Source organism: Kribbella koreensis (genome assembly GCF_039525325.1).
Taxonomy (GTDB): domain Bacteria; phylum Actinomycetota; class Actinomycetes; order Propionibacteriales; family Kribbellaceae; genus Kribbella; species Kribbella koreensis.
The window spans coordinates 1-22,248 of record NZ_BAAAHK010000005.1 but is presented as its reverse complement, the minus strand read 5'-3'; the positions used below and the strand labels follow the sequence as shown (position 1 = coordinate 22,248).

The following is a 22,248-nucleotide window of genomic DNA, read 5'->3' as shown; positions in this document are numbered from 1 at the left end:
AAATGAACAGATGGTCGGCGCGGTTTTGCGTGGTAATAGCGGGAATGGTCTCGATGCTGGTGGCCGCCCCGGCCGGAGCCGCGCCCCAGGTGGCGCAGTCGCCGGACCCGAAGCTGACCGTCACGGACGTGGTCCTCGGCCGGACGTCGGTCGCCGTCTCCGGCCTCAACCGGGTCGCCGTGCCGGTGACGGTCAAGGCGGGCTACAACTCCGACGACCCGAGCGACGCCGGCACGCTGCTCAACGTGTTCCTGAAGCGAACCGCTGGAATCGGTGCGGTCCCGCTGATGATCGCCGGTCACCTGACCCGGACGGCCGGAACGCTGAAGAACGGCACCTGGACCGGCACGGTCGACGTGCCCTCGACCGCGAACGGGACCTTCCGCGTGGTCGGCGTGCTCCCCGGCGCAACCCTCGACGGCTCGGACGGCAGCATGACCAGTGAGACGCCCTTCAACGGCCCGAGTATCGCGGTCACCGGACTGCACCAGCCGAAGCTCGGAGTCTCGGTGATCCCGCGGGTGGTGCCGTTCGGCTCGGGCTTCACGGTGAAGGCCGCCATCTACGACTCCACCACCGGCAAGCCCTACGCCAGCCGGATCCTGCTCCAGATCCAGAACGACAACCTGTGCATCGAGTACGACGCCGGCTCGAAGTACACCGACCGCTCCGGCATCCTGCTGGCGTCCTTCCCGGCCGCCGCCGCTGACTACCTGACCTGTGTCCGGGTGCGAGGCAAGTACTTCGACACCCTCGGGACCGGCTGGTTCGTACTCCGCCCCGGCATCGTCAGCGCGACGCCGTCGAAGACCAGCGCCGGGATCGGGACGATCGTCCCGGTCAACGGCTCGGTGCGCGGCGCCCCGGCCGGCTGCCCGGTCGTCCTGCAACGCCTGTACGCCGGGGCGCACTGGCGCGGCGTAAGCGCGGCAACTGTCCGCGCCAGCGGCCGGTTCACGGTCAACGCTCAACCGCCGTACGCCGGAAACGTCAGCTACCGGGTGTCCTTGCCGACCTGCGACAGATTCCAGGCCGGAGTCAGCAAAACCTTCGTCATCAGGGGAATCTAATGCGCATCAGAAGTACTGGGGTGGTGATCGCGGCGCTCGCCGTGATCGCCTCGACGATGGTCGCGGCACCAGCGGCCCAAGCAATGCCCCCGGACCCGGACCTGTCGGTCACCAGCGTGACGCTGGGGAGAACGTCGGTCGCGGTCTCGGGGATGAACATGTATCCGGTCGCAGTGACGCTCAAGGCCAGCTATCCGCCCAGCAGCCCACCGACCGCCCACAAGGTGCTCGCCGTCATCCTCGAGCGCTCGGGCGGTGTCGGGCCGATCAATCTGATCGTCGCCGGCAACCTGGTGCGGACCGTCGGTACGGCGCAGAACGGCACCTGGACCGGCAATCTCAACGTCCCGTCGACGGCCAATGGGACCTTCAAGGTCAGCGGCGTGGTCGAGGGAGACAGCTACACCGGCGACGACGGCAGCAAGCCCGGTCCGACGCCGTTCGCCGGGCCGAGTCTCGCGATCCGTGGCGTCCACATCCCGAAGATCGGTGTCTCGGTGGTGCCGCGGGTGGTGCCGTTCAACGCGGCGTACCAGGTCAGGGCCGCGATCTACGACTCCGCGACCGGCAAGGCCTACGGGACCCGCATCCTGCTGCAGGTGGTCCGGTCCAACCTCTGCGCCGAGTACGACGCCGGATCCAAGTACACCAACACGGCCGGCCTCCTCGTCACGAACTTCCCGGGCGCCGGCGGAGACGTCAACCACTGCGTCCGGGTCCGCGGCCCGTACGTGGACCAACTGGCCTTCCGCTTCTACCCGCTCCGGCCGGGCATCGTCTCAGCCGCGCCGGCGAAGCCGAGTGCGCCCGCCGGCCAGGTCGTGCTCGTCAACGGCTCCGTCAAAGGCGGGTACTTCCCGGTGCCACGCCCGGTGACGCTGCAGCGCCTCTACAGCACCGGATGGCGCGGGGTCAGCAGCTCGACGGTTCGCCAGAGCGGCCGGATCACGCTCACGGCGCAGCCGCCGTCCGTCGGAAACTTCACTTACCGGGTGTATCTGCCGACCTTCCAGCACTACCAGGCCGGAGCCGGCAAGACCTTCGTGATCCGCGGGACCTGAGGGCGTTGGGCGGAGTGAGTTAGCCTAACTTAGGTATGCCTAACTCATTCCGCCCGACCGTCGAGAGGACCGTGCTCGCGTGAGTACCCCCGCACCCCGTAACCGCCGCGCCAAGCTGGGGGTCGTCCTCAGGACCGAGCGCGTCACCCCGCACATGATCAGGGTGGTGCTGAGCTGCGACGAGTTCGTCGACAACGGCACCACCGACCACTACGTCAAGCTCCTCTTCCTGCAGCCGGGCGTGGAGTATCCGGAACCGCTCGACATGGGCGAGGTCCGGGAGAAGCTGCCGTCCGAGCACTGGCCGACGATGCGGACCTACACCGTTCGCGCGTGGGACGAGTCCACCAAGGAACTGACGATCGACTTCGTCCACCACGGTGACGAGGGTGTCGCCGGTCCGTGGGCCGCGGCGGCTCAGCCCGGCGACAAGCTCTGGTTCAACGGTCCCGGTGGTGCGTACGCGCCGCAGGAGACGGCCGCCTGGCACCTGCTGGTCGGCGACGAGAGCGCGTTGCCGGCGATCGGGGCTGCCATCGAGGGTCTCCCGCCGGGCGCGCACGCGAAGGTGTTCGTCGAGGTCGAGGACGAGACCGAGGAGCAGAAGTTCAGCGGCTCCGGCGAGGTCGAGCTGACCTATCTGCACCGGGCAGGTGCGACGGGCGAACGCGGTGACGGCCTGGTCGAGCTGGTCGAGGCGCTGGAGTTCCCGGCCGGCGACGTACAGGTGTTCGTGCACGGCGAGGCCGGCTTCGTACTGCGGTTGCGCAAGCATCTCTTCGGCGAGCGTGGTCTCGCGCGCGACCAGGTCTCGCTGTCGGGGTACTGGCGGCTCGGCAAGAACGAGGACGGCTGGCAGGCCGAGAAGGCCGACACCGCCCGCAAGGAACGCGAAGCGGCCGGCAACTGATCAACAGCCCGGATGATTCCAAGCTCCTCTGGTGTTGTCGCCTTCGGGGGACAACTTCAGAGGAGCAGATGTGAAGATCGGCATCATCGGCAGCGGCAACATCGGTGGCACCCTGACCCGGCGGCTGAGCGCCCTCGGCCATGACGTCTCGGTGGCGAACTCGCGCGGACCCGAGTCCCTGCGCGACCTCGCCGCGGAGACGGGCGCGACCCCGGTCGAGGTGAGCGAGGCCGCCAACGGCGCGGAGCTCGTCGTCGTGACGATTCCCGAGGGCAAGGTGCCGGCGCTGCCGGCCGGGCTGTTCGACGGTGCGGCCGACGGGTTCGTGGTCGTTGACACAGGCAACTACTACCCGCAGCGCGACGGCCGGATCGCGGGCATCGAGGACGAGGGGCTGACCGAGAGCGGCTGGGTCGCCCAGCAGCTCGGGCAGCCAGTGGTCAAGGCCTTCAACAACATCATGGCCCAGCACTTGCTGGAGAACGGTGTCCCAGCCGGTACGCCGGGCCGGATCGCGCTCCCGGTGGCCGGCGACGACCAGCAGGCGAAGGAGAAGGTGTCCCGCCTGATCGACGAACTCGGCTTCGACGCCGTCGACACCGGCACCCTCGCCGACTCCTGGCGCCAGCAGCCCGGCTCCCCGGTCTACGTAGCCGACGCCGACGCCGACGGAGTCCGCAAACTCCTGGCCGAAGCAACCCCCGACCGCCAGGACGCCTTCAAGGGCTGACCCGGCACCACCCGCCGCGCCGGGGCACCCGGCTTGCCCCACCCACCACCCACCCACCCACCGGGCGCCCACCCACCGGGCGCCCACCCACCGGGCGCCCGCCCACCGGGCGCCCGCCCACGGCGCGGCCGCGGGGGTTAGAGCGTGCGGGCGGTGGCGACGCGGCGTTCGAGGATTTCGGCGATGGCCGGCGCCTCGTTCTGCGGGAGTACCCAGTCCTCGCCCTGCGCTTGCAAGATGAGCGCAGGGCCTGGGCTGCTCGCGGGTGCGAGCTTCATCGCCACCGGATACTTGAGCCGCTCGGAGCCCGACAGCGTCACCGCGTACACGCCCGTCAGCGCGGTGAGCGGGTAGGACTTCTCCCGTACCGTGCTCTCCCCGTCGAGCGTCTGCAACACCATCTGCTCGTGCAAGGTGACCTGCTCGGCGCCGATCGACATCCGCAGCCGGGTCAGCCCGCGCATCCGGAAGCTCAGCTCGTACTCCGAATCCGCCAGCTCCGGAATCGCCGGCATCATCAGAACCCGGAACCCGTACCGCCCGAAGCCCGTACCGACGATGGCACCGGCGACCGTGATGGGCAGTGCCCACGCTGTCAGCCCGTCGGCGCCGAGCACCTTCGCGTCGAACGCCGTCAGCAGCGCCGCCACCCCACCGAGCAGGAATCCGGCCCGGGGCCACCGCACGGGGCGATACCGGCTCTTCGCCCGCCACCGCCATCCAGCGGCGAGCACCGCGACCGGAACCGGCGCCGCCGCCCACTTCGCCGGACCCTCATCGGAGGCGGCGCTGACCCACAGGACCAGCGCGAGGAAGATCAGCGGGATGCCGACGTAGATGAACGACACGACCCGTTGCGCCTGCCGCTGCCTTGCCTCCAGTGAGCTCACCTGGAAAACCCAAGCACAGCGGACGCCAGACGCCTAAAGTTGCCGGGGATGACCGCGCTCTTCGAAGTACCGGCCCCGCTGTTCAAGACGCTCTCCGACCAGCTGCCGTGGCTCGACGCCGCGCCCGCGCTGGCCGCGGAGTACCTCGACCGCTGGAACCTTCGCCTCGACGGCAAGCCGCTGCACGGAATGGCCTCGATCGTCCTGCCGGTCGTCCGGACAGCCGACGCAACCCCGGCGATGCTCAAGCTCCAGCCCTTCACCGACGAGAACAAGGGCGAGGCCCTCGGCCTCAAGACCTGGAGCACCGACGACGTCGTCGAGGTCCTCGACGACGACCCGGCGACCGCCACGATCCTCCTCGAGCGACTCGAACCGCGTTCGCTCGCCGACGTCCCCGACGACATCGAGGCGACGAGGATCCTGGCCGAGCTGCTAGCCCGGCTGTCCGTAGTACCGGCTCCACCCGGTCTGCGACGACTCGACGACATCGTCACCGAGATGCTCGCCGACGCGACCCGACTGATCCCGCGCCTGGCCGACCCCGACCAACAGTCGCTCGTACGCCGGTACGCCGCACAAGCCGCCGAATTGGTGCAGGACCCAGGCGACCGACTCCTCCACTGGGACCTCCACTACGAGAACGTGCTCGCCGCCCACCGCAAACCCTGGCTGGTGATCGATCCGAAGCCGCTGGCCGGCGACCCGGGCTTCGAGGTCCTGCCCGTCCTGCACAACCGCTGGGACGACCTGGTAGCCACCGGTGACCTCCACCGGGCGATCCACCGGCGCTTCGACCTGATGCTCGACGTCACCGGCATCGACCGCGAGCGGGCGGTCGGCTGGACGAGGGTCCGGATCCTGCAGAACGTGCTCTGGGGCCTCGACGGACCCGAGGACGAGCGCGAGGACGAGATCGATCCGCACCAGCTGGAGATCGCCAGAGCCCTTGACCCTGCCAACCTGATTACATAGTTACATGACTACACCAACTGTGTATGAGTGGGCAGGCGGCGCGGAGGCGTTCCGCCGGCTGACCGACGTGTTCTACGACGAGGTGGCGAAGGATCCGATCCTCGCCCCCGTCTTCGCGCACATGAGCGACCAGCACAAGGAGCACGTAGCGATCTGGCTCGGCGAGGTGTTCGGCGGCCCGAGCCGTTACACCGACGAGCTCGGTGGCTACTCCGCGATGCTCGGCCACCACCTGAATCTCGGTCTGACCGAGGAGCAGCGCTCCCGCTGGGCTGCCCTGATCGCCGCCAGCGCCGACCCGGCCGGCCTTCCCAGCGACCCGGAGTTCCGCTCGGCCTTCGTCGCATACATCGAGTGGGGCACCCGCATCGCTCTAGCCAACTCGCAGCCCGGCGCAACCCCGCCCCCGAAGGCCCCGGTCCCACACTGGGGTTGGGGTGAAGCACCGCCGTACCAGCCGTGATAGTTGTGACATAACCGGTGCCGCGAGAGGCTTTCGCCGCAGTGACGCCGGGGTAAGACCTGGTAAAGGTTGCAGTGTCAGACACCCGTCGGGGGAAACCGGGAACCAGGGCTTCGATATTGTCGGCGGTTCACGACGAACCCGGTGGCCGGGATGCGAGGGTGAACCATAGTGACCGCTCAGCTCGAGTACCCCGACTTGCAGGACAGCGAGGCGCTGCTGTCGATCCAGGGTCTGTGGAAGGTGTTCGGGCCGAAGGCGGCCCGGGTGCCCCGCCGGCCGGAGCTGGCGGCGCTCAGTCGCGCCCAGCTGCTCGACCGGACCGGCTGTACGGCGGCCGTCCGCGACCTGAGCTTCGACGTCGCCCCTGGTGAGGTGTTCGTCGTGATGGGCCTGTCGGGCTCCGGCAAGTCGACGCTGGTCCGCTGCCTGACCCGGCTGATCGAGCCGACCGCCGGCAGCATCTTCTTCGAGGGCGAGGACCTGCGCGCCGCCGACGAGAAGCGGCTGCGGACGCTGCGCCGGAGCAAGTTCTCGATGGTCTTCCAGCACTTCGGCCTGCTCCCGCACCGCAAGGTGATCGACAACGTCTCGTACGGGCTCGAGGTCCGCGGCGAGAGCAAGCCGGACCGCAAGCGCCGCGCCCAGGAGGTCATCGACCTGGTCGGCCTCCGCGGCAACGAGAACCTGTACCCCGAACAGCTCTCCGGCGGCATGCAGCAGCGCGTCGGCCTGGCCCGCGCGCTCGCCTGCGACCCGGACGTCCTGCTCTTCGACGAGCCGTTCTCCGCGCTCGACCCGCTGATCCGCCGGGAGATGCAGACCGAGGTCGTCCGGCTGCACCGCGAGGTCGGCAAGACGATGGTCTTCATCACCCACGACCTGAACGAGGCGCTGAAGCTCGGCGACCGGATCCTGCTGATGCGCGACGGCGAAGCGGTCCAGCTCGGCACCGGCGACGAGCTCGTCGGGGCGCCGGCCGACGACTACGTGCGCGACTTCGTCCGCGACATCCCGCGGGCCGACGTCCTCACCCTGCGCTGGATCGTCCGCCAGCCGCGTCCGGACGAGGAGCTGTCCGCGCTGGAGCTGGGCCCGGACGTCCTGGTCCGCGAGGCGACCCGGCAGGTGCTCGAGTCCTCGCTCCCGGTCAAGGTGGTCGCCGACGGGCAGTTGCTCGGCGTGATCGGCGACGAGGAGATCCTGACCGTCGTCGCGGACCGGGAAACTCACTCCTCACCCGCGCGCGCCTGACATGGCCTCCATCACCGGCTCGGTTCACATCGAGGTCAAACGGCCCCGGCGCTCTGTCATCGTCGGGGTGCTGCTGGTCGTCTGGGTCGCCGCCTGGTTCGTGCTCAAGGGCATCAACACGCTGGCGCTCGGCGGGCAGGAGACGACCGGGCTGCACCGCTGGCTGACCGAGCACCGCGACTTCATGGGCAGCGGCAACGCGGTCCTCGACGGGATCCGGGTCGCCGTCGACCAACTCGTCATCCTGCTGCAGGCGGTCATCTCGCAACCGTCGTACGGGCGGCCCGTGCCGGTCATCGGGTGGCTGGGGGTCGTGGCTGTTTCGGCGTACCTGGCCTGGGCCTTCGGCAACTGGAAAGTCGCGCTGCTGACCGCGGGCGGGCTGACCTTCCTCGGGCTGCAGGGGTTGTGGCAGGAGAGCATGGACACGCTCTCGCTGACCATCGCCGCCGTACTGCTCGCGCTGCTGGTCGGCATCCCGCTCGGTATCTGGGCAGGCCTGTCGAATCGGGTGTTCAAGGTCGCGACGCTGATCCTCGACCTGATGCAGACCCTGCCGACCTTCGTGTACCTCGCGCCGCTGACCCTCTTCTTCGCGATCGGCCCGGCCGCCGCGACGATCGCGACGCTGATCTACGCCGCGCCGCCGGTGGTCCGGCTGACCGCGCACGCGATCCGCTCGGTGCCGCGCGAGAGTGTCGAGGCGGCGCGCTCGCTCGGCTCGTCGGGCGGGCAGACGCTGGTCAAGGTGCTGCTGCCGATGTCGCGCAGCACGGTCGTCGTCGGCATCAACCAGACGATCATGGCCGCGCTGTCGATGGTGACGGTGGCCGCGCTGATCGACGCGCCCGGCCTCGGCCAGACGGTGCTGAAGGCGCTGCAGACGCTCGACGTCGGGGTCGCGTTCAACGCCGGGCTGGCGATCGTCGTACTGGCCATCGTGCTCGACCGGGTGACCACGGCGGCCGGCGACCGGCCATGGCGTACCGCGAGCCTGCGGCGCAAGGTGCTGCTCGGCGCCGGCGCAGCGGCTGTGTTGGTGGCGGTCTGGTTCTCGCGTACCTACGTGTGGGCGGCCGAGTTCCCGACCGGTGCGAATGTCGGCTCGAAGATCGCGGTCGCGGCGACCGACGTGACCACCTGGGTGCAGGACGTCTTCGGCGGGTTCACGTACGGGGTCCGCGACGCGGTGACGAAGGGCGTGCTCAACCCGTTCGAGGGGTTGCTCACTGAGTCGCCCTGGTGGCTCGTGGCGGCGATTGTCGTCGCGCTGGCCGCGTTGCTGGGGAGCTGGCGGGGCGCAGTACCGGCTGCTGTGTGCCTGGGTCTGCTGGTGGCGACCGGGGTGTGGCACGACAGCATGGTGACGCTGGCGTCGACGCTGCTCGCGACCGTCGTGGTCGTTGCCGTCGGGCTCGTGCTCGGGGTGTGGACGGGGCGTAATCACCGTGCGGACAGCTGGCTGCGGCCTGTGCTGGACGCCGGCCAGACGATGCCGCCGTTCGTTTACCTCGTACCTTTCCTGGCGCTGTTCGGGACCAGCCGGTTCACCGCGATCGCGGCGGCCGTGGTCTTCGCCGTACCGGTCACCACCAAGATCGTTGCCGATGGCATCCGCGCGGTGCCGGTCGCGACGGTCGAGGCGGCCAACTCGGTCGGGTCGAGCACGTGGCAGGTGATCAGCAAGGTGCAGTTGCCGGTGGCCCGCCGGGCGATCACGCTGGCGGTCAACCAGGGCCTGATCTACGTGCTCTCGATGGTCGTCGTCGGCGGTCTCGTCGGCGCCGGCGCACTCGGGTACGACGTCGCCGCCGGTTTCGCCCAGAGCGAGCTGTACGGCAAGGGACTCGCCGCCGGGCTGGCTATCGTGCTGCTCGGCGTGATGCTCGACCGGATCACGCAGGCTGCGGCCCGGCGGACCCGGAAGTACAAGGGAAGATCTAGAGGAGACAACCTGTGGTGACCAACAAGCTCCGTACCGCTGGAGTGCTGACCGCCTTGGCGCTGGCCCTGACTGCCTGTGGCGGTGCGAAGGTCGGATCGGACAAGCCGGCCGCCGGCAGCAGTGGCAAGGAGTGCGGCACCTTCAACCTGACCGTCAGCCCGTGGGTCGGGTACGAGGCGAACGCGGCCGTCGTCGCGTACGTCGCGACCAAGGAACTCGGCTGCAAGGTGGTGAAGAAGAACCTCAAGGAAGAGATCGCCTGGCAGGGGTTCAGCACCGGCGAGGTCGACGTGAACCTGGAGAACTGGGGGCACGAGGACCTGAAGAAGAAGTACATCGAGACCGACAAGGTCGCGGTCGAGGCCGGGTCCACCGGGGTCAAAGGCGTGATCGGCTGGTACGTGCCGCCGTGGATGGCGGCCAAGTACCCCGACATCACCGACTCGAAGAACCTGAACAAGTACGCCGACCTGTTCAAGACCTCGGAGTCCGGCGGCAAGGGCCAGTTGCTGGACGGCGATCCGTCGTACGTGACGAACGACGAGGCGCTGGTGAAGAACCTGAACCTCGACTACAAGGTGGTCCAGAGCGGCAGCGAGACCGCGCTGATCCAGGCCTTCCGCGACGCCGAGAAGAACAAGAAGCCGCTGCTCGCCTACTTCTACGAGCCGCAGTGGTTCTTCAACGAGGTCAAGCTGGTGAAGATCAACCTGCCGGCGTACAAGGCCGGGTGTGACGCGGTTCCGGCGAAGGTCGCCTGCGACTACCCGCCGTACGACCTGGACAAGATCGTCTCGAAGAAGTTCGCCGACTCGGGCAGCCCGGCGTACGAGCTGGTGAAGAAGTTCAGCTGGACCAACGACGACCAGAACGTGGTGGCGAAGTACATCGCCGAGGACAAGCTGACCCCGGACGCGGCGGCCGAGAAGTGGGTCAAGGACAACCAGTCGAAGGTCGACGCCTGGCTGGGTAAGTAGTCTCCGCTTTCCTTCCTTCCCCCGAGATCAGAAGATTTTCGGGCCGGGGGTCAGGATTCCGGCCGGGTCTGTTGTCCGCTTGAGTTCTTGAAGGTGGGGCCAGCGGTCGCCGTAGTGGTCGGCCCAGTCGGCCTGGCTGAAGGGGACCGACTCGATCGGGTACCGCGTGCCGCCGAGCGCGCGGGCCCGGTCGTACAGGCGGCGGTTGCGGGCGAGCATCTCGTCGGCGAACTCCGCGCCGGGCTGTCCGGCCGTCATGACGGTGAAGAGGTAGACCCACTCGCTGTCGTCCTGGGGCAGGCGCAGCGATGGGCGGGTGAGCTTGGCGCGGCGGTGCGCATAGAGCAGGACGAAGCCGCCGATGCCGATGTCCACCGGGGTCAGGCTCTGAACGACCTCGGTGACGTAGTGCTCGACGGACTCCTCGGGCAGCCAGAGGGTGAGCCAGGGTTTGGCCAGGTGGTCCCAGTCGAGCGCTTCGCGGAGTTGTTCGACCGCGTCGTCGATCCGGGTGACGTGCGGGAGGAAGTCGTTGTGGGTGAGCGTGGTTTCGGTGGGTGTCAGCTCTCGTAGTACGTGCTGGTCGTCCGGCGGCTCGGCGGTCTGATGGAACGTGAAGGCGCTGAGCTGCTGGATCTCGCCGAACTCGCCGTACAACTCGCTCACCTCGGACCGGTGGAGCAGAGTCCGGAAATCCCGGAGAAGCTCCCGTATGTCCGCATAGGCGAGCGTGTATCCCCGAACCCGCTCCGGAGCGGGCACCAGCCGAACAGTCGCCTTGGTGATGATCCCGAACTGCCCCACGCCGGCCAGCACAGCCTCGAACAGCTCTTTGTCGTGCTCCGCCGAACAGGTGCGCAGCTCGCCGGTGCCGGTGACCACCTCCAGCTCGATCACCGAGTCGACCTGGCCGCCCGACTGGATCGCCGGTGGGATCCCACCCAGCGAGAGCGTCCCGCCGAAGGTCAACCCGAGGAACCCGGTGAGTGCCGGCGGAGTCAGGCCTTTCGCATGCGCCGCGTTGGTGAGCTGCAGCCAGTCGGCGCCGGCATCGACGACCGCGTAGTCGTCGCCGATCTCATGGATGGTGTTGAGCGAGGTCATGTCGATCAACACGCCGTCGGTGAGCCCCTGGCCGTCGGTGGTGTTGGCGAGGCCGCGGGCGGCGACCGGAATGCCGTCCTGTGCGCAGCGCCGGACGATCTCCTGGATGTCCTCGACCGAGGCCGGTCTGAGCACACCTTGTGGCACCTTCGTCCGGTACCTCCCCGCGTCCTCCGACACCCGCTCACGGCTGGCACGGTCGACCAGGTACTCACCCTGCAAGGGGACCTCCGGCGTACAGGTTGAAGGGTGGTTGAGCTAGTTCGGGGCTACCGGCAATTATCACGCGGCGCGCGAGCAACGCCGACGACACGCCGGAAATGTGGCCGGACCGGGTAGCGTCGGTTCCATGATCATCGTGACAGCTGCACTGAAGGGCGGGGTAGGTAAGACAACCACGTCGGTGTATTTGGCCGCGCTGGCATCTTCCAACCGTCGCACAGCCACCCTCATCGACGCCGACCCGCAGGGGAGCGCCGCGGACTGGATCGCCGATTCCGACGACGAGCACCTGGCCAGGATCGAGATCTCCGAGGCGCCGACCGAGCGACTCCTGACGAAGGCGCTGGACCGGGTGCCACCGGAAGGCATCGGGGTGGTGGACATGCCCCCCTCCCACGAACGCCTCCTCAACAAGGCGCTCGAACGGGCCCGCATGGTAGTCATCCCCACCCGGGTCGGCGGCGTGGAAACCCCACGGGTGAAGGCAGTCCTGGAGCTGGTTCCCAAGGAAATCCCGGTCGGCCTGGTGATCTGCTCGGCCCGCACCTACACCCGCAGCTACCAAGAGGCGATGCAGCAGTACGCCGAGGAGAACATCCCCGTCTGGGGCACCATCCCCGAACGGGTCTCCATCACCGCCGGCCCCACCGGACCCCTGGCCGAAGACGGCCTGGAGTCCTACCGCAAGGTCTGGCGAAAAATCCTAGCCGCCGCCCGCAGCTAGCCACACCTTCGACCGGGGAGGTAAATACCCCCGGCAAGGGCTAAAAACTGCCCCAACCCCCGCCGAAAGCTCAGCGGGTGAGGGGTGGTTCGCCTCGGACGTAGGAGCGGATGACCGTGGCGGCAGCGCCTCGGGCCCAGTCGTCGAAGGTGTGGGAGCGGAGCATCAGGCGGCAGTCGCCGGCGGCGCCGAAGGCGTGGTCGGCGAAGGCCTGGCGCATGCGCTGGTCGTAGAGGTCGTAGTCGGCGACGCCCTCGCCGGCGATGACGACCAGTTCGGGGCCGACCAGGTTGACCATCGCGGCCAGGGCCGAGCCGATGACCTCGCCGGCCCGGTCGAAGGCCTCGCGGGCGTGTTCGTCGCCGTCGTGGGCCAGCTCGATGGCTCCGGACAGGTCCAGGTCCGGCTGGCCAGTGGTTTCCCGTACCCGGGCCAGAATCGCGTCCGACGACGCGACCGTCTCCACGCAACCCCGTCGTCCACAAGTGCACACGAGCTCCCCGGGCGCCAACGGCAGATGCCCGAGCTCACCCGACACCCCATGCGCCCCCGACACCACCTCGCCGTTGATGTAGAGCCCGCACCCGACCCCAGACCCGATCGTCACAACAGCGAACGAGTCGGCATCCACACCGACCCCGAACCAGTGCTCAGCCACCGTCAGTGCCCGCACGTCGTTCGACACCACGACCGGCACCTTCAACTGCTCCGACAGCAGCGCAGCGAGCGGCACATCGCGCCATCCCATGAACGGCGAGTCCCGCACCACCCCGTGCAGCGCGTCGACATCCCCCGAGACCGCGACCCCGATCCCGATCAGCGGCCCCGCGGGATCAGCCGGATCGTCGAGCGTCTCGATCAGCTCCTTGGCCAGCTCGGCCAGCCGCTTGATCACCGACTCCGCCGACGTGTCGGTCACCTGCTGGTGACGTACCGCCCGGATCCCCGCCCGGAAGTCCGTCGTCACGCCGATCAGGTCCGTCGGCGTCACCTTCAGCCCGATCACCGAGATGCTGTCCGGTACCACCGTCAGCGGGCTCACCGGCCGCCCGATCCCCAGCTCCACCCGCCCCACGTCGTCGACCGGCACGGCGACCGGCTGATCGGTCACGAACCCCGCCTCGATCAGCGGCGCGACGGCCTTGGTGACGGCGGCTTGGGAGAGTCCGGTACGCCGGGCGATCTCGACCCGCGGGATCGGTCCCTGGGTCAGAATCCTGGTCAGCACCTCGACCCCCGCCGGAGTAGCGAGAGGCAGCGGGCGGTTCGGGCGCAACGGCACAGGACCAAACTACCGGCGTCGGGAGCCTTTCATCGCTCCGGGCGCACCTCCGACCGCAAAACAGTGCAAAGACTGCCTCGCCGCCCGGAGGATCACCGCCGCTCCGGTTTAGCCTCGAGCGAGGGGAAAAGCTACCGGGGCGACCGGAAAGAGGTTGGTGAATGCCCGACCCGACGAGCCAGGACCCCGTCGTGGCTCCCGGTGTCGACGCCACCAAACCGAGTGTCGCGCGGGTGTACGACGCGTTCCTCGGCGGCAAGGACAACTACGAGTGCGACCGCACCGTCGTCCGGCAGATCCTCGAGATCGCCCCCGAACTGCCCGACTGGACCCGGGAGAACCGCCGCTGGCTCGCCCGCGTCGTCGAGTGGCTGACCCGCGACGCGCGGCTGACCCAGTTCCTCGACCTCGGCTCCGGCCTGCCGACCGCGCAGAACACCCACCAGCTCGCCCAGCAGATCAACCCCGCCGCCAAGGTCGTGTACGTCGACAACGATCCGGCCGTGATCGCCCACGGCCGCGCCCTGCTCCTCGACAACGACAACACCTTCTTCGTACCGGCCGACTTCACCGAGCCGGAGAAGCTGCTCGCCGACCCGATCGTCACCGGCAACCTCGACCCCGGCCGCCCGATCGCGATGATCCAGGCGCTCGTCCTGCATCACCTCGAGGACTACGACCAGACCCGCGAACTGGTCCGTACGTACGTCGACGCGCTCCCATCCGGCTCGTTCCTGGCGATCAGCCACGCCTGCAACCCACGCGACGGCAGCGAAGCGGCGCGCCTGTCGACGGACCTCGAAGCGAAATTCCACGAACGGTTCCCGTCCCTGCGCTTCCGCACCCCCGCCGAGATCACCGCGTTCTTCGACGGCCTGGAGCTCCTCGACCCCGGCGTCGTCCGCCTCTACGACTGGTGGCCGCCGGGCGTCGTCCTCGAAGAGAGCCCGGCCGCCGGCCTCCGCGCAGGCGCCGGCCAGATCCTGTACTGCGGCCTCGCGCGCAAGCCCTAATCCGGCAGGGGCGACTTGTCGACATTCATCGCGGCCTCGAGCGTGGGCGACGCCAACGCCCACCGAATCGTCCGGGTCAGCCCCTCCCCAGCGGCCCGCACCACAGTCCCCTCAGCCAGCGGCAAGAACGGCAACCGTAACGGCCACCGAGTCCACCAGGGCAACAGCCCGACCGCCGCAGCAGTCAGTACGGCGTACGCAGGCCGTGCAGCGAGTGGCACCGGCGGGTGCACCAGGATGAAGCGAGCCGCCTGCCGTGCTTCCGTCGTACCGCGCAACTCCGGCCGGTACTCCTCCAGCATCTGCCGCAGTTCCACCTGAGTGGTCGGCGGCTCCACCACGCCCAGTGCCCGAGCAACCCGAGCCGTGTCCTCGATGTACCCATCACTCTCAGCACTGTCGAGCGGCGCTGCGCCGTACTGCCGATAAGCGGCCAGGAAGCTATCCACCTCAGCAAGGTGCACCCACTTGAGCAAGTGCGGGTCGGACGCCCGGTACCGAACACCATCGGGGCTAGACCCGCGCACACGTGAATGCACCCCGCGTACCCGAGCCACCGCCTCCTCCGCGTCAGCACTAGCCCCGTACGTCGTGATGGCAAGGAAATAGCTGGTCCGCTGCAGCCGTCCCCACGGGTCACCGCGATAGCCCGAGTGAGCCGACACCGCCGCCATGGCCAACGGATGCAGCGACTGCAGCAGCAATGCCCGCAACCCACCCGCGAACATCGACGCATCCCCGTGCACCCGCCGAATCGGCCGATCCGGCGCAAACCACCGAGGACCCGGGGTGTCGTGCACCCGCGCCCGCTCAGCCAGGGGATCCGGCCCGGCCACCTTCGTCAGGATCATCCGGGCAAGCCCGTCCCTCAACGGGTTGAACAGGTTCTCCTGCGAAGTGGTGGACATACTCCCAGTCTGCCCACCACTCCATGCCCCCGACCATCAGTGAGAGACGTCGACGAACACCGGGTTCGTGTACAGCCAGGTGTCGAGCCACGGGTCGCCATCGCCGTTCGGGTGCTGGATCGGGCCCGCCGGGTCGATCTTGCGGCCCAGGTAGCCGGGACCGTTCCGCCTGCCGTCACTACCGCGCAGGCGGATGTAGTGCGACCGCTCTGCCCGGCCCAGCGGGATGCGCAGCGTGTAGGTACCGGTCTTCCGGTGTACGTCGATCTGCTCGACCACTCGCGTGTCCGGTGCCCGCCAGTTGTCCTTGTCCGGCGCCGTACCGGTCACCACGCCCCGGATGACGTCCAGGTGAGCCAGCTGCGGCACCAGACCGTGGAAGTTCGGCCGGGTCGCAGTGGTCACCGTGACCCGCAGCTCCAGCCGCTCACTGCGGCGTACCTTCAACCGTCCGCCCAGCGTGACCCCGCGATGCGACGAGCCGGCCGGAGCCACCCGTACGTCGATCCCGTCGACCAGCTGCCCGTGGTCCACCCACACCCGGCCGGCCCGCAGTCCAGCCATCACGTCCAGGTAGCCGTACTTCGTCACGCCCACATGCGTCCGGCTGAACTGACCCGGCCAGAAGTCGCTACCGGCCTGCGGAGTACCCGCATCGGTCGGGGACGGCTTCCACCCGAGCGAGTCGAAGTTCTGCCCGGGCGGGAACACCCCATCCGTCCAGGTGTCCCAGATCGTCCGGTGGTTGTCGCTGTTCGAGGTGATCGAGAACAGCTTGCCCTCGGCGAGCAGGGCATCCCAGAGGCCACCCACTGTCGCCGTCGCCCAGTCGAAGCCGCCGTAGGTCCGGTAGGCGTCGTTCGGGTACCCCGGGAAGCTGCCGTTGCCCGGGTTGTTCACGTACTCACCGCGCTGCGAGTTGGTCGTCCCGCGGAAGGCCACCCAGGCGGGATCGGCGTCGCCCTGCGAACCCGGCGCACCCTCCATGCCGATCATCACGCCGCTGTCCCGCCAGGCCCTGAGCTCGTGCGGCGAGTCGATGCCCAGCCGCAGTGGGTGGTTGGCCAGCACGAGTACGTCGTCGACGAACCCGCTCTGCTTCTGCGCGGCCAGCCATTGCAGCGCCTTGAGCGCGTGCGCCTCGTTCTCAGGAGTGTCGGCGGAGCGGCCGGTCAGCTTGCCGTCGTACTCGCGTTCGAACTGCTGGAGCAGCGCGACGTTGTTCGGCCCCGGCGCGACCAGCACCGTGCCGTGCTCCGCCGCCGGGATGTACCACTCGAGGCCCTGGAAGATCAGCATCCGCGGGTTCTCGGCCCGCGCCTTCAGCACCTCGACGTTCTCCGCGGCCGCGCCCTTGTCCGCGTGCCCGAAGTTGCTGTGCTCGGTGAACGCCATCCAGTCCAGCCCGAACTGCGCCCCACGCTGCGCGTGCTGGGTGAAGTCGTACTTCGCGTCATGGCTGTACCGCGTGTGCACGTGATGGTCGCCGACCAGATAGACCAGCTCCGGGTCCCCAGACGAAGTACTGGCCGCCGCCTCACCGGCTCCCGCGACCCCACTGATCCCGGCTGCGGCGAACCCCGCACCCAGCAGCCCGGCGCCCCGGATCAACCCACGGCGCGACACCCCCTGCGGATCGAGTGCCTCTTCGGGAACGTCGGGATCGGCCCACTCGGGGACTTGCTGCTCGGTCATGGCGGGAACCTTTCTTGTGCTGACAAGTCACTGTCAAGGCCCGCGATGACGCGAAGATGTGCACCGGATGAACTGTCGCCGCACATACCGATGGTTGTCATATACCGATGAACTGACTATGGTGATCGGCATGCCTTCCACCGAGATGCGCGAGCCGACGTTCCTCGTCCTGGCCGCGCTGGCCGACGGCCGCAAACACGGCTATGCCGTGATCACCGAGGTGACCGGCCTGTCCAGCGGCCGCGTCACCCTCCGCCCAGGCACTCTGTACGCCGCCCTGGACCGCCTCTGTGATGAGGGCCTGGTCCGCCCGGCCGGCGAGGAGATCGTCGACGGCCGCCTCCGCCGGTACTACGAACTGACCGACTCCGGCGCCGAGGCGCTGGCCACCGAGGCCTCCCGCCTCCAGTCGAACGCCGCCCAGGCGATCAGCCGCCTCCGCCTCCGCCCGAGCGGGGGTGCCGCATGAGCACGTTGTACAGGGGAGTGCTCAGCTGCTACCCCCGCTGGTGGCGTGAACGGCACGGCGAGGAGGCACTCGGCCTGCTCATCGACTCCGCCGAAGCCCGCGGTCGTACCGACCTCAGAGACCTGCTCAACCTGGCAGCTCATGCCGCCCGGGTCCGACTGACCCAGTCGGGTCCTCCCACTCTGGTCCAGGGCATCCGCAACCGCGTGTCGGTGATCGCTGCGACCTTGCTCGCGGCGATCGGCAGTACCTTCCTGATCTTCGGTGAGTGGGCGCCCTGGGATCCGCAGACCAGCATGGGAGGTTCGCCGGTCGCCAACGTGACCACCGGATCGATCTGCTTCCTCGCCGGGCTGCTCGCCGCGATCACGATGGTCTTCGACCGCCCGGTCGCCGCACGCTGGTTGACGGCAACCAGCGCCGTGAGCGCGCTCGCCGTCATGTTCCCGCCGCTCGAGCAGTTGGCCGAGTCGTTCGGCTTCACCCGTCCCCCAGGCACGATCTTGCTGTTCACCGCCGTGATCGCAACCCTCGCCGCCGCCGGCGTCCCAACAAGGTCCATGACTTCTCGTGGCCGATTCGCTGTGCTGGTGGCGTGCCCTTCCATGGGCGCGGTGCTGGTGACGGCTCTGTCGCTCTACCCCGACAACTGGTTCTTCTACCGGCTGCCCGACCAGCAGTCGCTGCGGATCGGCCTAGGAGTCCTGCTCGGCACGGCGTTGATCGTGATCGCCATCGTCCTGCTGCTCGCCGGTCACCGCGCCTGGGGAGCGGCACTCGCCATCAACTCGGTGCCGTGGCTGCTGATGTTCTACCTCGACCCACTGGGGAGTGGGACCTGGGCGTCCAGCGGCCCACTAGGAGTGGTCAGCTCCATGCCGCTCGGCGGTCTCGGCGTACTGCTCTTGGTGATGCTCGCAGCTTTGGCAGCCGGACTGATCGCCGTCCGGATCAACCGCCGGCCTCAGCCGGCCGCGAACTCCGTGGCCAGCAGCGAGTAGAGCAGTGAGTCGCGCCAGTCGCCGTTGGTGAAGACGTGGTGCCGGATCCGGCCCTCGTAGCTGAAGCCGAGGCGCTTGACCACCGCGATCGAGGCCAGGTTGTCCGGGCCGATCGCGGCGCTGACCCGATGCAGCTCGAGCGGCCCGAAGGCGAACTTCAGCATCGCCCGGGCCGCCTCGGTGGCGTAGCCCTGACCCCAGTGGTCCGCGGCGATCGCATAGCCGAGGTGCGCTGCCCGTACTCCGGTGGGCCCGAGCCGGGCGAAGCCGATCATCCTGTCGTCGTCGAGGCGGGTGACGGCGAGCAGGTAGTCGGGCCGCTCGGGCTGCTGGGACCGCTCGACGATCGCGGTCAGCGTCGTGGCTGCCGCCGCGCGGTCCCGGCTGTCGAACGACAGCCAGTTGGTCACCCGATCGTCACCGACGATGGCCAGATAGGCATCCAGATCGTCAAGCACGAACTCGCGCAGCTTGACGCCATCGCCGGTGAGCGGATCCATCCCGCCTGCTACCGCGGGAAGGTCTGCATCGGCGTCCGGGTGAACATCTCGATCTCTTCCTGCAGTTCGCGGGCGTCGTCGCCGTGCCCGGACTGCCGCAGGGCCTGGTGCACCCGGCGGGCCGAGTGCACGACACCGTTGATCCGGCGCTCGGCCGGCAGGCCGAGCACCGGCGCGAGTGCGTCGGCGGCGCCTTCCAGTTCACCGCTCGCGATCCGGGTGATGGCCATGGCGGCGTGGCTGCCGGCGGCGTCGCCGAAGGCCCACTCGGGGTGCGATTGGTCGTTGTAGGCGTCTACTGCCTGCCGGGAGTACTGCTCGGCGGTCTCCCGCTCGCCCGGAAGCCAGGCCAGCGCGTCGGCCGCGTAGTACAGCTGGCGGTTGCGGCCGAACGTGCACAGGCCGCCCATCTCGTCGAGCTCGTCGGCCTGGACCGTGCCCCACGCGTTCTCCGCGCGGACCAGGGCGGCCCGGGCGGCGTCCGCGTTGCCCAGTGCGGCCCAGGCGCGGGCCTCGCTCACCGGGAGCCAGACACCCGTGGTGCTGTTGGCCTGCTCGGCATACCCGGCGCCCAGCTGGGCATACCGGACCGAGTCGTGCGGGTTGCCGGCCCAGTAGGAGACCAGCGACTGCAGTCCACGGACCCAGGCGCGCAGCCCGTGGTGGTCGGCGTTGTCGGCGCACAGGAAGGCGGTCCTGGCCTGGGTCAGCGCGGCGTGCGGGTTGCCGAGGTCGTGTGACGCCTTGGCGAGGAGGCCACCGGTCACGCCGCCGAGGAAGTACAGCTGCCGCAGGTGTTCCGGACGCTGCCGGCTCTCCAGCAACGCGAAGACCAGGTCCTGCGTCTCGACCAGCTGGCCGAGGATTTCCGGCAGCGGGCGCTGCGGGTAGGCCTTCGCGACGTGTCTCACGTCGTCGTACACCTGTTCCATGGCCTCGCTTCCGAGACCGGTCTGGGCCGCGAGGGCAAAAGCCCGCGCACGGCTGGCAGCCATGTCGAGTACCTCCATCTCATTACCTGTCGTGATCCGTCCACCCGCCGCAGGCGCCGGCACCACCTGGGCGGCCTGCTCGGGGACGTACGGAGCGAGGAGTTCCTCGACCGGCTTGCCGAACATGCGTTGCAGGGTGCGCCGGGTCTGTGGAGTGGTCCCTGCTCGCTCGCCCGATGCGAGGCGCCGCAGGTGCCGCTCGGTGATGGTTCCACCCAGCTCGACGAACTCGGCGACGATCTCGGAGTAGGTCTGGTTCCGGCGCTGGATCAGGTGCGCCAGGACCGTCTTTGGCGTATACCTACCCGCCATCGTTCCTCCCGTTCACGTCAGATAAGACGTTGTCTCGACTCGTGCCCCACTACAAGGTGCAGTCACCCAGATGTCCGCCAGAGGTCCGGGAGAGGTCCGGCAAAGGTCCTCTCCAGGTCCTAGAGCGGTCACGGTCGGTCTGTGCACCATTACTGCCATGACAACCAGTAAGTCCAACTGGTTGCAAGGGCTGAGAGTTACGGGGTGAGCAAGCAGTGACTGTTGCGGAAATGACGTCGAGGCAGCACCGGCGCCGAGTGCGGGTCTGGTTCGGTGAGCATGTGATCGCGCAGTACGTGGCAGAAGCACCGTTGGCAGCGCGCTACGAGCAGGCGATGCGGCGCCGTTTCGCCGGTCTCAAGGTCACCAACGACCTGCTCGGCCCGCAGCAGGAAACCGACGTCTAACACCAAATTCTTCCGGGTCCTCCTCAGACCCGGAGCTGCTCCTGGGGTCTCCTCACGTCCAGGGTCAGCGTTCGAAGGTCCGGGGCACTCCTCAGCTCCGGACGAAACCATAGGTGCGGTCCGGGGCATCCTCAGCTCCGGACCGCACCGCCCACCAGCCCGGCTGGGCTGGCGGCTGAGTCCCTGTATCGCCGCCGCCCAGCCGTTCCAAACCACCTCCTGGCCGACACCTCGGGCCGGGCGGGGCAAGTGGCTCCTGACACCTCACCAGGAGCCACACTCCGAGGTGGCCGGATCCGCTGTGTGACCGCCGCGCCTGGGCGGTCACACAGCGGAACCATTTGCGGGCCGGTAGCCGAGATTGACCGCCATCCGGCGCAGGACGTCGAGCGTCTGCAGATACTCCGCGTCGACGATCCCGTTGGTGATCCGCCGCCGCTGCGCCTGGACCTTCTCGTTCAGTTGCGCGTGTGCCGCCACTCCGGCCGGCGTCAGTCCGTCGTCGTCGAGCCAGCCGCGCTCCGTCAGCGGACCTGTCAACGATGCCAGCTCGGCCGGATCGCCGGACAGGAACGGCGCCAGCGCGACCGCGACCGGCGCCTCGCCCTGGACGGCGTTCAGGATCTGCCATTGGCGCCGGCTCACGCCGTCGGCCGCGAGGACCTGCTCGAAGGACTGCTCGAGCAGCCGGTCCACTTCCTTCAGCCACCATCCGATAGGCTTGTTGTCATCTGACATGTGCATGTCAATGAGCATATATCTTGGAGGGCTGATGGTCGACCCCGTCGCCGAGGTCGAGGCCGCGATGGTGGCGATCCGGCGCCGCCAGACGAAGCGGATGTTCGCCCGCGCGGCCGGCGTCGCCGACGACTCGGGCCAGCAGGTGATCGACGCGATCGAGGCCGCCGGCCCCGACCCCTTGGGCGTGAACGGCATCGCCGAGGCCCTCGGCGTCGACCAGCCCCGCGCCAGCAAACTCGTCGCCGCCGCGGTCGCCGCAGGCCTGGTACGCCGCGAAGCCGATCAACTGGACGGTCGACGAACCAACCTCGTCCTCACCCAGGCGGGCCACGACCGCCTAGCCGCAGTCCACGCCATCCGCCGCACCCGCTTCGCCGAAGCAATGACCGACTGGCCGGACTCAGACAAAGAAACCTTCGCCATCCTCCTCACCCGCTTCGTCGCAGCCCTCAACCGCAGCTAGCCGCAGTACCACCGCCGCGCTCCCGCCGCGCTCCCACCGCGCTCCCACCGCGCTCCCACCGCGGCCCCACCGCGGCCCCACCGCGGCCCCACCGCGCTCCCACCGCGCTCCCGCCGCGCTCCCGCCACGGCCCCGCCGCG

At 68.8% G+C, this 22,248-nt stretch carries 23 protein-coding genes; 15 read left to right on the top strand and 8 right to left on the bottom strand.

Annotation, left to right across the window (positions count from 1 at the left end; translation table 11 throughout):
* Nucleotides 1-2 precede the first annotated feature (2 nt).
* From ABD116_RS11135 to ABD116_RS11120, 4 genes are all read left to right on the top strand, one after another.
* Complete coding sequence (locus tag ABD116_RS11135) at nucleotides 3-1,070, top strand: hypothetical protein (protein WP_343967737.1); 1,068 nt, start codon at nucleotides 3-5, stop codon at nucleotides 1,068-1,070.
* Nucleotides 1,070-2,131 (top strand): hypothetical protein, encoded by a 1,062-nt coding sequence (locus ABD116_RS11130; protein WP_343967735.1) that lies wholly within the window; start codon nucleotides 1,070-1,072, stop codon nucleotides 2,129-2,131. The genes ABD116_RS11135 and ABD116_RS11130 overlap by 1 nt, the downstream gene beginning before the upstream one ends.
* A gap of 79 nt (nucleotides 2,132-2,210) precedes the next feature.
* Entirely contained in the window at nucleotides 2,211-3,041 is an 831-nt protein-coding gene (locus ABD116_RS11125) for a siderophore-interacting protein (protein ID WP_343967733.1), read from the top strand.
* Nucleotides 3,042-3,072: 31 nt separating this feature from the next.
* Nucleotides 3,073-3,771 (top strand): NADPH-dependent F420 reductase, encoded by a 699-nt coding sequence (locus ABD116_RS11120; RefSeq protein ID WP_425552077.1) that lies wholly within the window; start codon nucleotides 3,073-3,075, stop codon nucleotides 3,769-3,771.
* A gap of 137 nt (nucleotides 3,772-3,908) precedes the next feature.
* On the opposite strand, the gene ABD116_RS11115 is transcribed toward ABD116_RS11120, so the two are convergent.
* Nucleotides 3,909-4,661: a hypothetical protein gene (locus ABD116_RS11115; RefSeq protein WP_343967729.1), complete on the bottom strand. Its 753-nt coding sequence runs from the start codon at nucleotides 4,659-4,661 to the stop codon at nucleotides 3,909-3,911.
* A 48-nt stretch (nucleotides 4,662-4,709) separates the two neighbouring features.
* Here ABD116_RS11115 and ABD116_RS11110 point away from each other — a divergent pair, with 48 nt between their 5' ends.
* From ABD116_RS11110 to ABD116_RS11090, 5 genes are all read left to right on the top strand, one after another.
* On the top strand, nucleotides 4,710-5,636 hold the full coding sequence (locus tag ABD116_RS11110) for an aminoglycoside phosphotransferase family protein (protein WP_343967727.1): 927 nt from the start codon (nucleotides 4,710-4,712) through the stop codon (nucleotides 5,634-5,636).
* 4 nt (nucleotides 5,637-5,640) lie between these two features.
* Nucleotides 5,641-6,099, top strand: a complete 459-nt coding sequence (locus ABD116_RS11105) for a group II truncated hemoglobin (protein ID WP_343967725.1) — start codon at nucleotides 5,641-5,643, stop codon at nucleotides 6,097-6,099.
* A 171-nt stretch (nucleotides 6,100-6,270) separates the two neighbouring features.
* Nucleotides 6,271-7,353, top strand: coding sequence for a quaternary amine ABC transporter ATP-binding protein (locus tag ABD116_RS11100; RefSeq protein WP_343967723.1), 1,083 nt, complete (start codon nucleotides 6,271-6,273; stop codon nucleotides 7,351-7,353).
* A gap of 1 nt (nucleotide 7,354) precedes the next feature.
* Nucleotides 7,355-9,316, top strand: a complete 1,962-nt coding sequence (locus tag ABD116_RS11095; protein ID WP_343967722.1) for an ABC transporter permease subunit — start codon at nucleotides 7,355-7,357, stop codon at nucleotides 9,314-9,316.
* Entirely contained in the window at nucleotides 9,313-10,275 is a 963-nt protein-coding gene (locus ABD116_RS11090) for an ABC transporter substrate-binding protein (protein ID WP_343967720.1), read from the top strand. The genes ABD116_RS11095 and ABD116_RS11090 overlap by 4 nt, the downstream gene beginning before the upstream one ends.
* A 27-nt stretch (nucleotides 10,276-10,302) precedes the next feature.
* Here the strand turns inward: ABD116_RS11090 and ABD116_RS11085 are convergent, their stop codons facing one another.
* Nucleotides 10,303-11,514: an FAD-binding protein gene (locus tag ABD116_RS11085; RefSeq protein ID WP_343967718.1), complete on the bottom strand. Its 1,212-nt coding sequence runs from the start codon at nucleotides 11,512-11,514 to the stop codon at nucleotides 10,303-10,305.
* Between the two features lie 214 nt (nucleotides 11,515-11,728).
* On the opposite strand from ABD116_RS11085, the gene ABD116_RS11080 reads away from it, so the two are divergent.
* The gene (locus tag ABD116_RS11080; protein WP_343967716.1) at nucleotides 11,729-12,325 is read left to right on the top strand and encodes a ParA family protein; all 597 of its coding nucleotides are present in this window, start codon (nucleotides 11,729-11,731) and stop codon (nucleotides 12,323-12,325) included.
* 70 nt (nucleotides 12,326-12,395) lie between these two features.
* On the opposite strand, the gene ABD116_RS11075 is transcribed toward ABD116_RS11080, so the two are convergent.
* On the bottom strand, nucleotides 12,396-13,607 hold the full coding sequence (locus ABD116_RS11075) for an ROK family transcriptional regulator (RefSeq protein ID WP_343967714.1): 1,212 nt from the start codon (nucleotides 13,605-13,607) through the stop codon (nucleotides 12,396-12,398).
* A 161-nt stretch (nucleotides 13,608-13,768) separates the two neighbouring features.
* Between ABD116_RS11075 and ABD116_RS11070 the strand changes: the two genes are divergently transcribed.
* Nucleotides 13,769-14,620, top strand: coding sequence for an SAM-dependent methyltransferase (locus ABD116_RS11070; protein WP_343967712.1), 852 nt, complete (start codon nucleotides 13,769-13,771; stop codon nucleotides 14,618-14,620).
* Here the strand turns inward: ABD116_RS11070 and ABD116_RS11065 are convergent.
* Both ABD116_RS11065 and ABD116_RS11060 read right to left on the bottom strand, forming a co-directional pair.
* The gene (locus ABD116_RS11065) at nucleotides 14,617-15,528 is read right to left on the bottom strand and encodes an oxygenase MpaB family protein (protein WP_343967710.1); all 912 of its coding nucleotides are present in this window, start codon (nucleotides 15,526-15,528) and stop codon (nucleotides 14,617-14,619) included. The two genes, ABD116_RS11070 and ABD116_RS11065, sit on opposite strands and share 4 nt — an antisense overlap.
* Before the next feature lie 36 nt (nucleotides 15,529-15,564).
* Nucleotides 15,565-17,223: a PHP domain-containing protein gene (locus tag ABD116_RS11060; RefSeq protein WP_343967708.1), complete on the bottom strand. Its 1,659-nt coding sequence runs from the start codon at nucleotides 17,221-17,223 to the stop codon at nucleotides 15,565-15,567.
* Nucleotides 17,224-17,353: 130 nt separating this feature from the next.
* On the opposite strand from ABD116_RS11060, the gene ABD116_RS11055 reads away from it, so the two are divergent.
* Complete coding sequence (locus ABD116_RS11055) at nucleotides 17,354-17,692, top strand: PadR family transcriptional regulator (RefSeq protein ID WP_343967706.1); 339 nt, start codon at nucleotides 17,354-17,356, stop codon at nucleotides 17,690-17,692.
* Entirely contained in the window at nucleotides 17,689-18,693 is a 1,005-nt protein-coding gene (locus ABD116_RS11050; RefSeq protein WP_343967704.1) for a hypothetical protein, read from the top strand. Before ABD116_RS11055 ends, ABD116_RS11050 begins: the two co-directional genes overlap by 4 nt.
* Here ABD116_RS11050 and ABD116_RS11045 read toward each other — a convergent pair.
* Both ABD116_RS11045 and ABD116_RS11040 read right to left on the bottom strand, forming a co-directional pair.
* Nucleotides 18,657-19,193 carry a GNAT family N-acetyltransferase gene (locus tag ABD116_RS11045; protein ID WP_343967703.1) on the bottom strand — a complete coding sequence of 179 codons (537 nt, stop codon included), beginning with the start codon at nucleotides 19,191-19,193 and terminating at the stop codon, nucleotides 18,657-18,659. The genes ABD116_RS11050 and ABD116_RS11045 overlap by 37 nt on opposite strands.
* 8 nt (nucleotides 19,194-19,201) lie before the next feature.
* On the bottom strand, nucleotides 19,202-20,497 hold the full coding sequence (locus ABD116_RS11040) for an NsdA family TPR-like regulatory protein (RefSeq protein ID WP_343967702.1): 1,296 nt from the start codon (nucleotides 20,495-20,497) through the stop codon (nucleotides 19,202-19,204).
* A 230-nt stretch (nucleotides 20,498-20,727) separates the two neighbouring features.
* Here ABD116_RS11040 and ABD116_RS11035 point away from each other — a divergent pair, with 230 nt between their 5' ends.
* A complete protein-coding gene (locus ABD116_RS11035; RefSeq protein ID WP_343967700.1) occupies nucleotides 20,728-20,904 on the top strand; it encodes a hypothetical protein in 177 nt (58 codons plus the stop codon).
* A 324-nt stretch (nucleotides 20,905-21,228) separates the two neighbouring features.
* Here the strand turns inward: ABD116_RS11035 and ABD116_RS11030 are convergent, their stop codons facing one another.
* Complete coding sequence (locus tag ABD116_RS11030; protein ID WP_343967698.1) at nucleotides 21,229-21,648, bottom strand: MarR family winged helix-turn-helix transcriptional regulator; 420 nt, start codon at nucleotides 21,646-21,648, stop codon at nucleotides 21,229-21,231.
* A 28-nt stretch (nucleotides 21,649-21,676) separates the two neighbouring features.
* Here ABD116_RS11030 and ABD116_RS11025 point away from each other — a divergent pair, with 28 nt between their 5' ends.
* On the top strand, nucleotides 21,677-22,108 hold the full coding sequence (locus tag ABD116_RS11025; protein WP_343967697.1) for a MarR family winged helix-turn-helix transcriptional regulator: 432 nt from the start codon (nucleotides 21,677-21,679) through the stop codon (nucleotides 22,106-22,108).
* Nucleotides 22,109-22,248 lie beyond the last annotated feature (140 nt).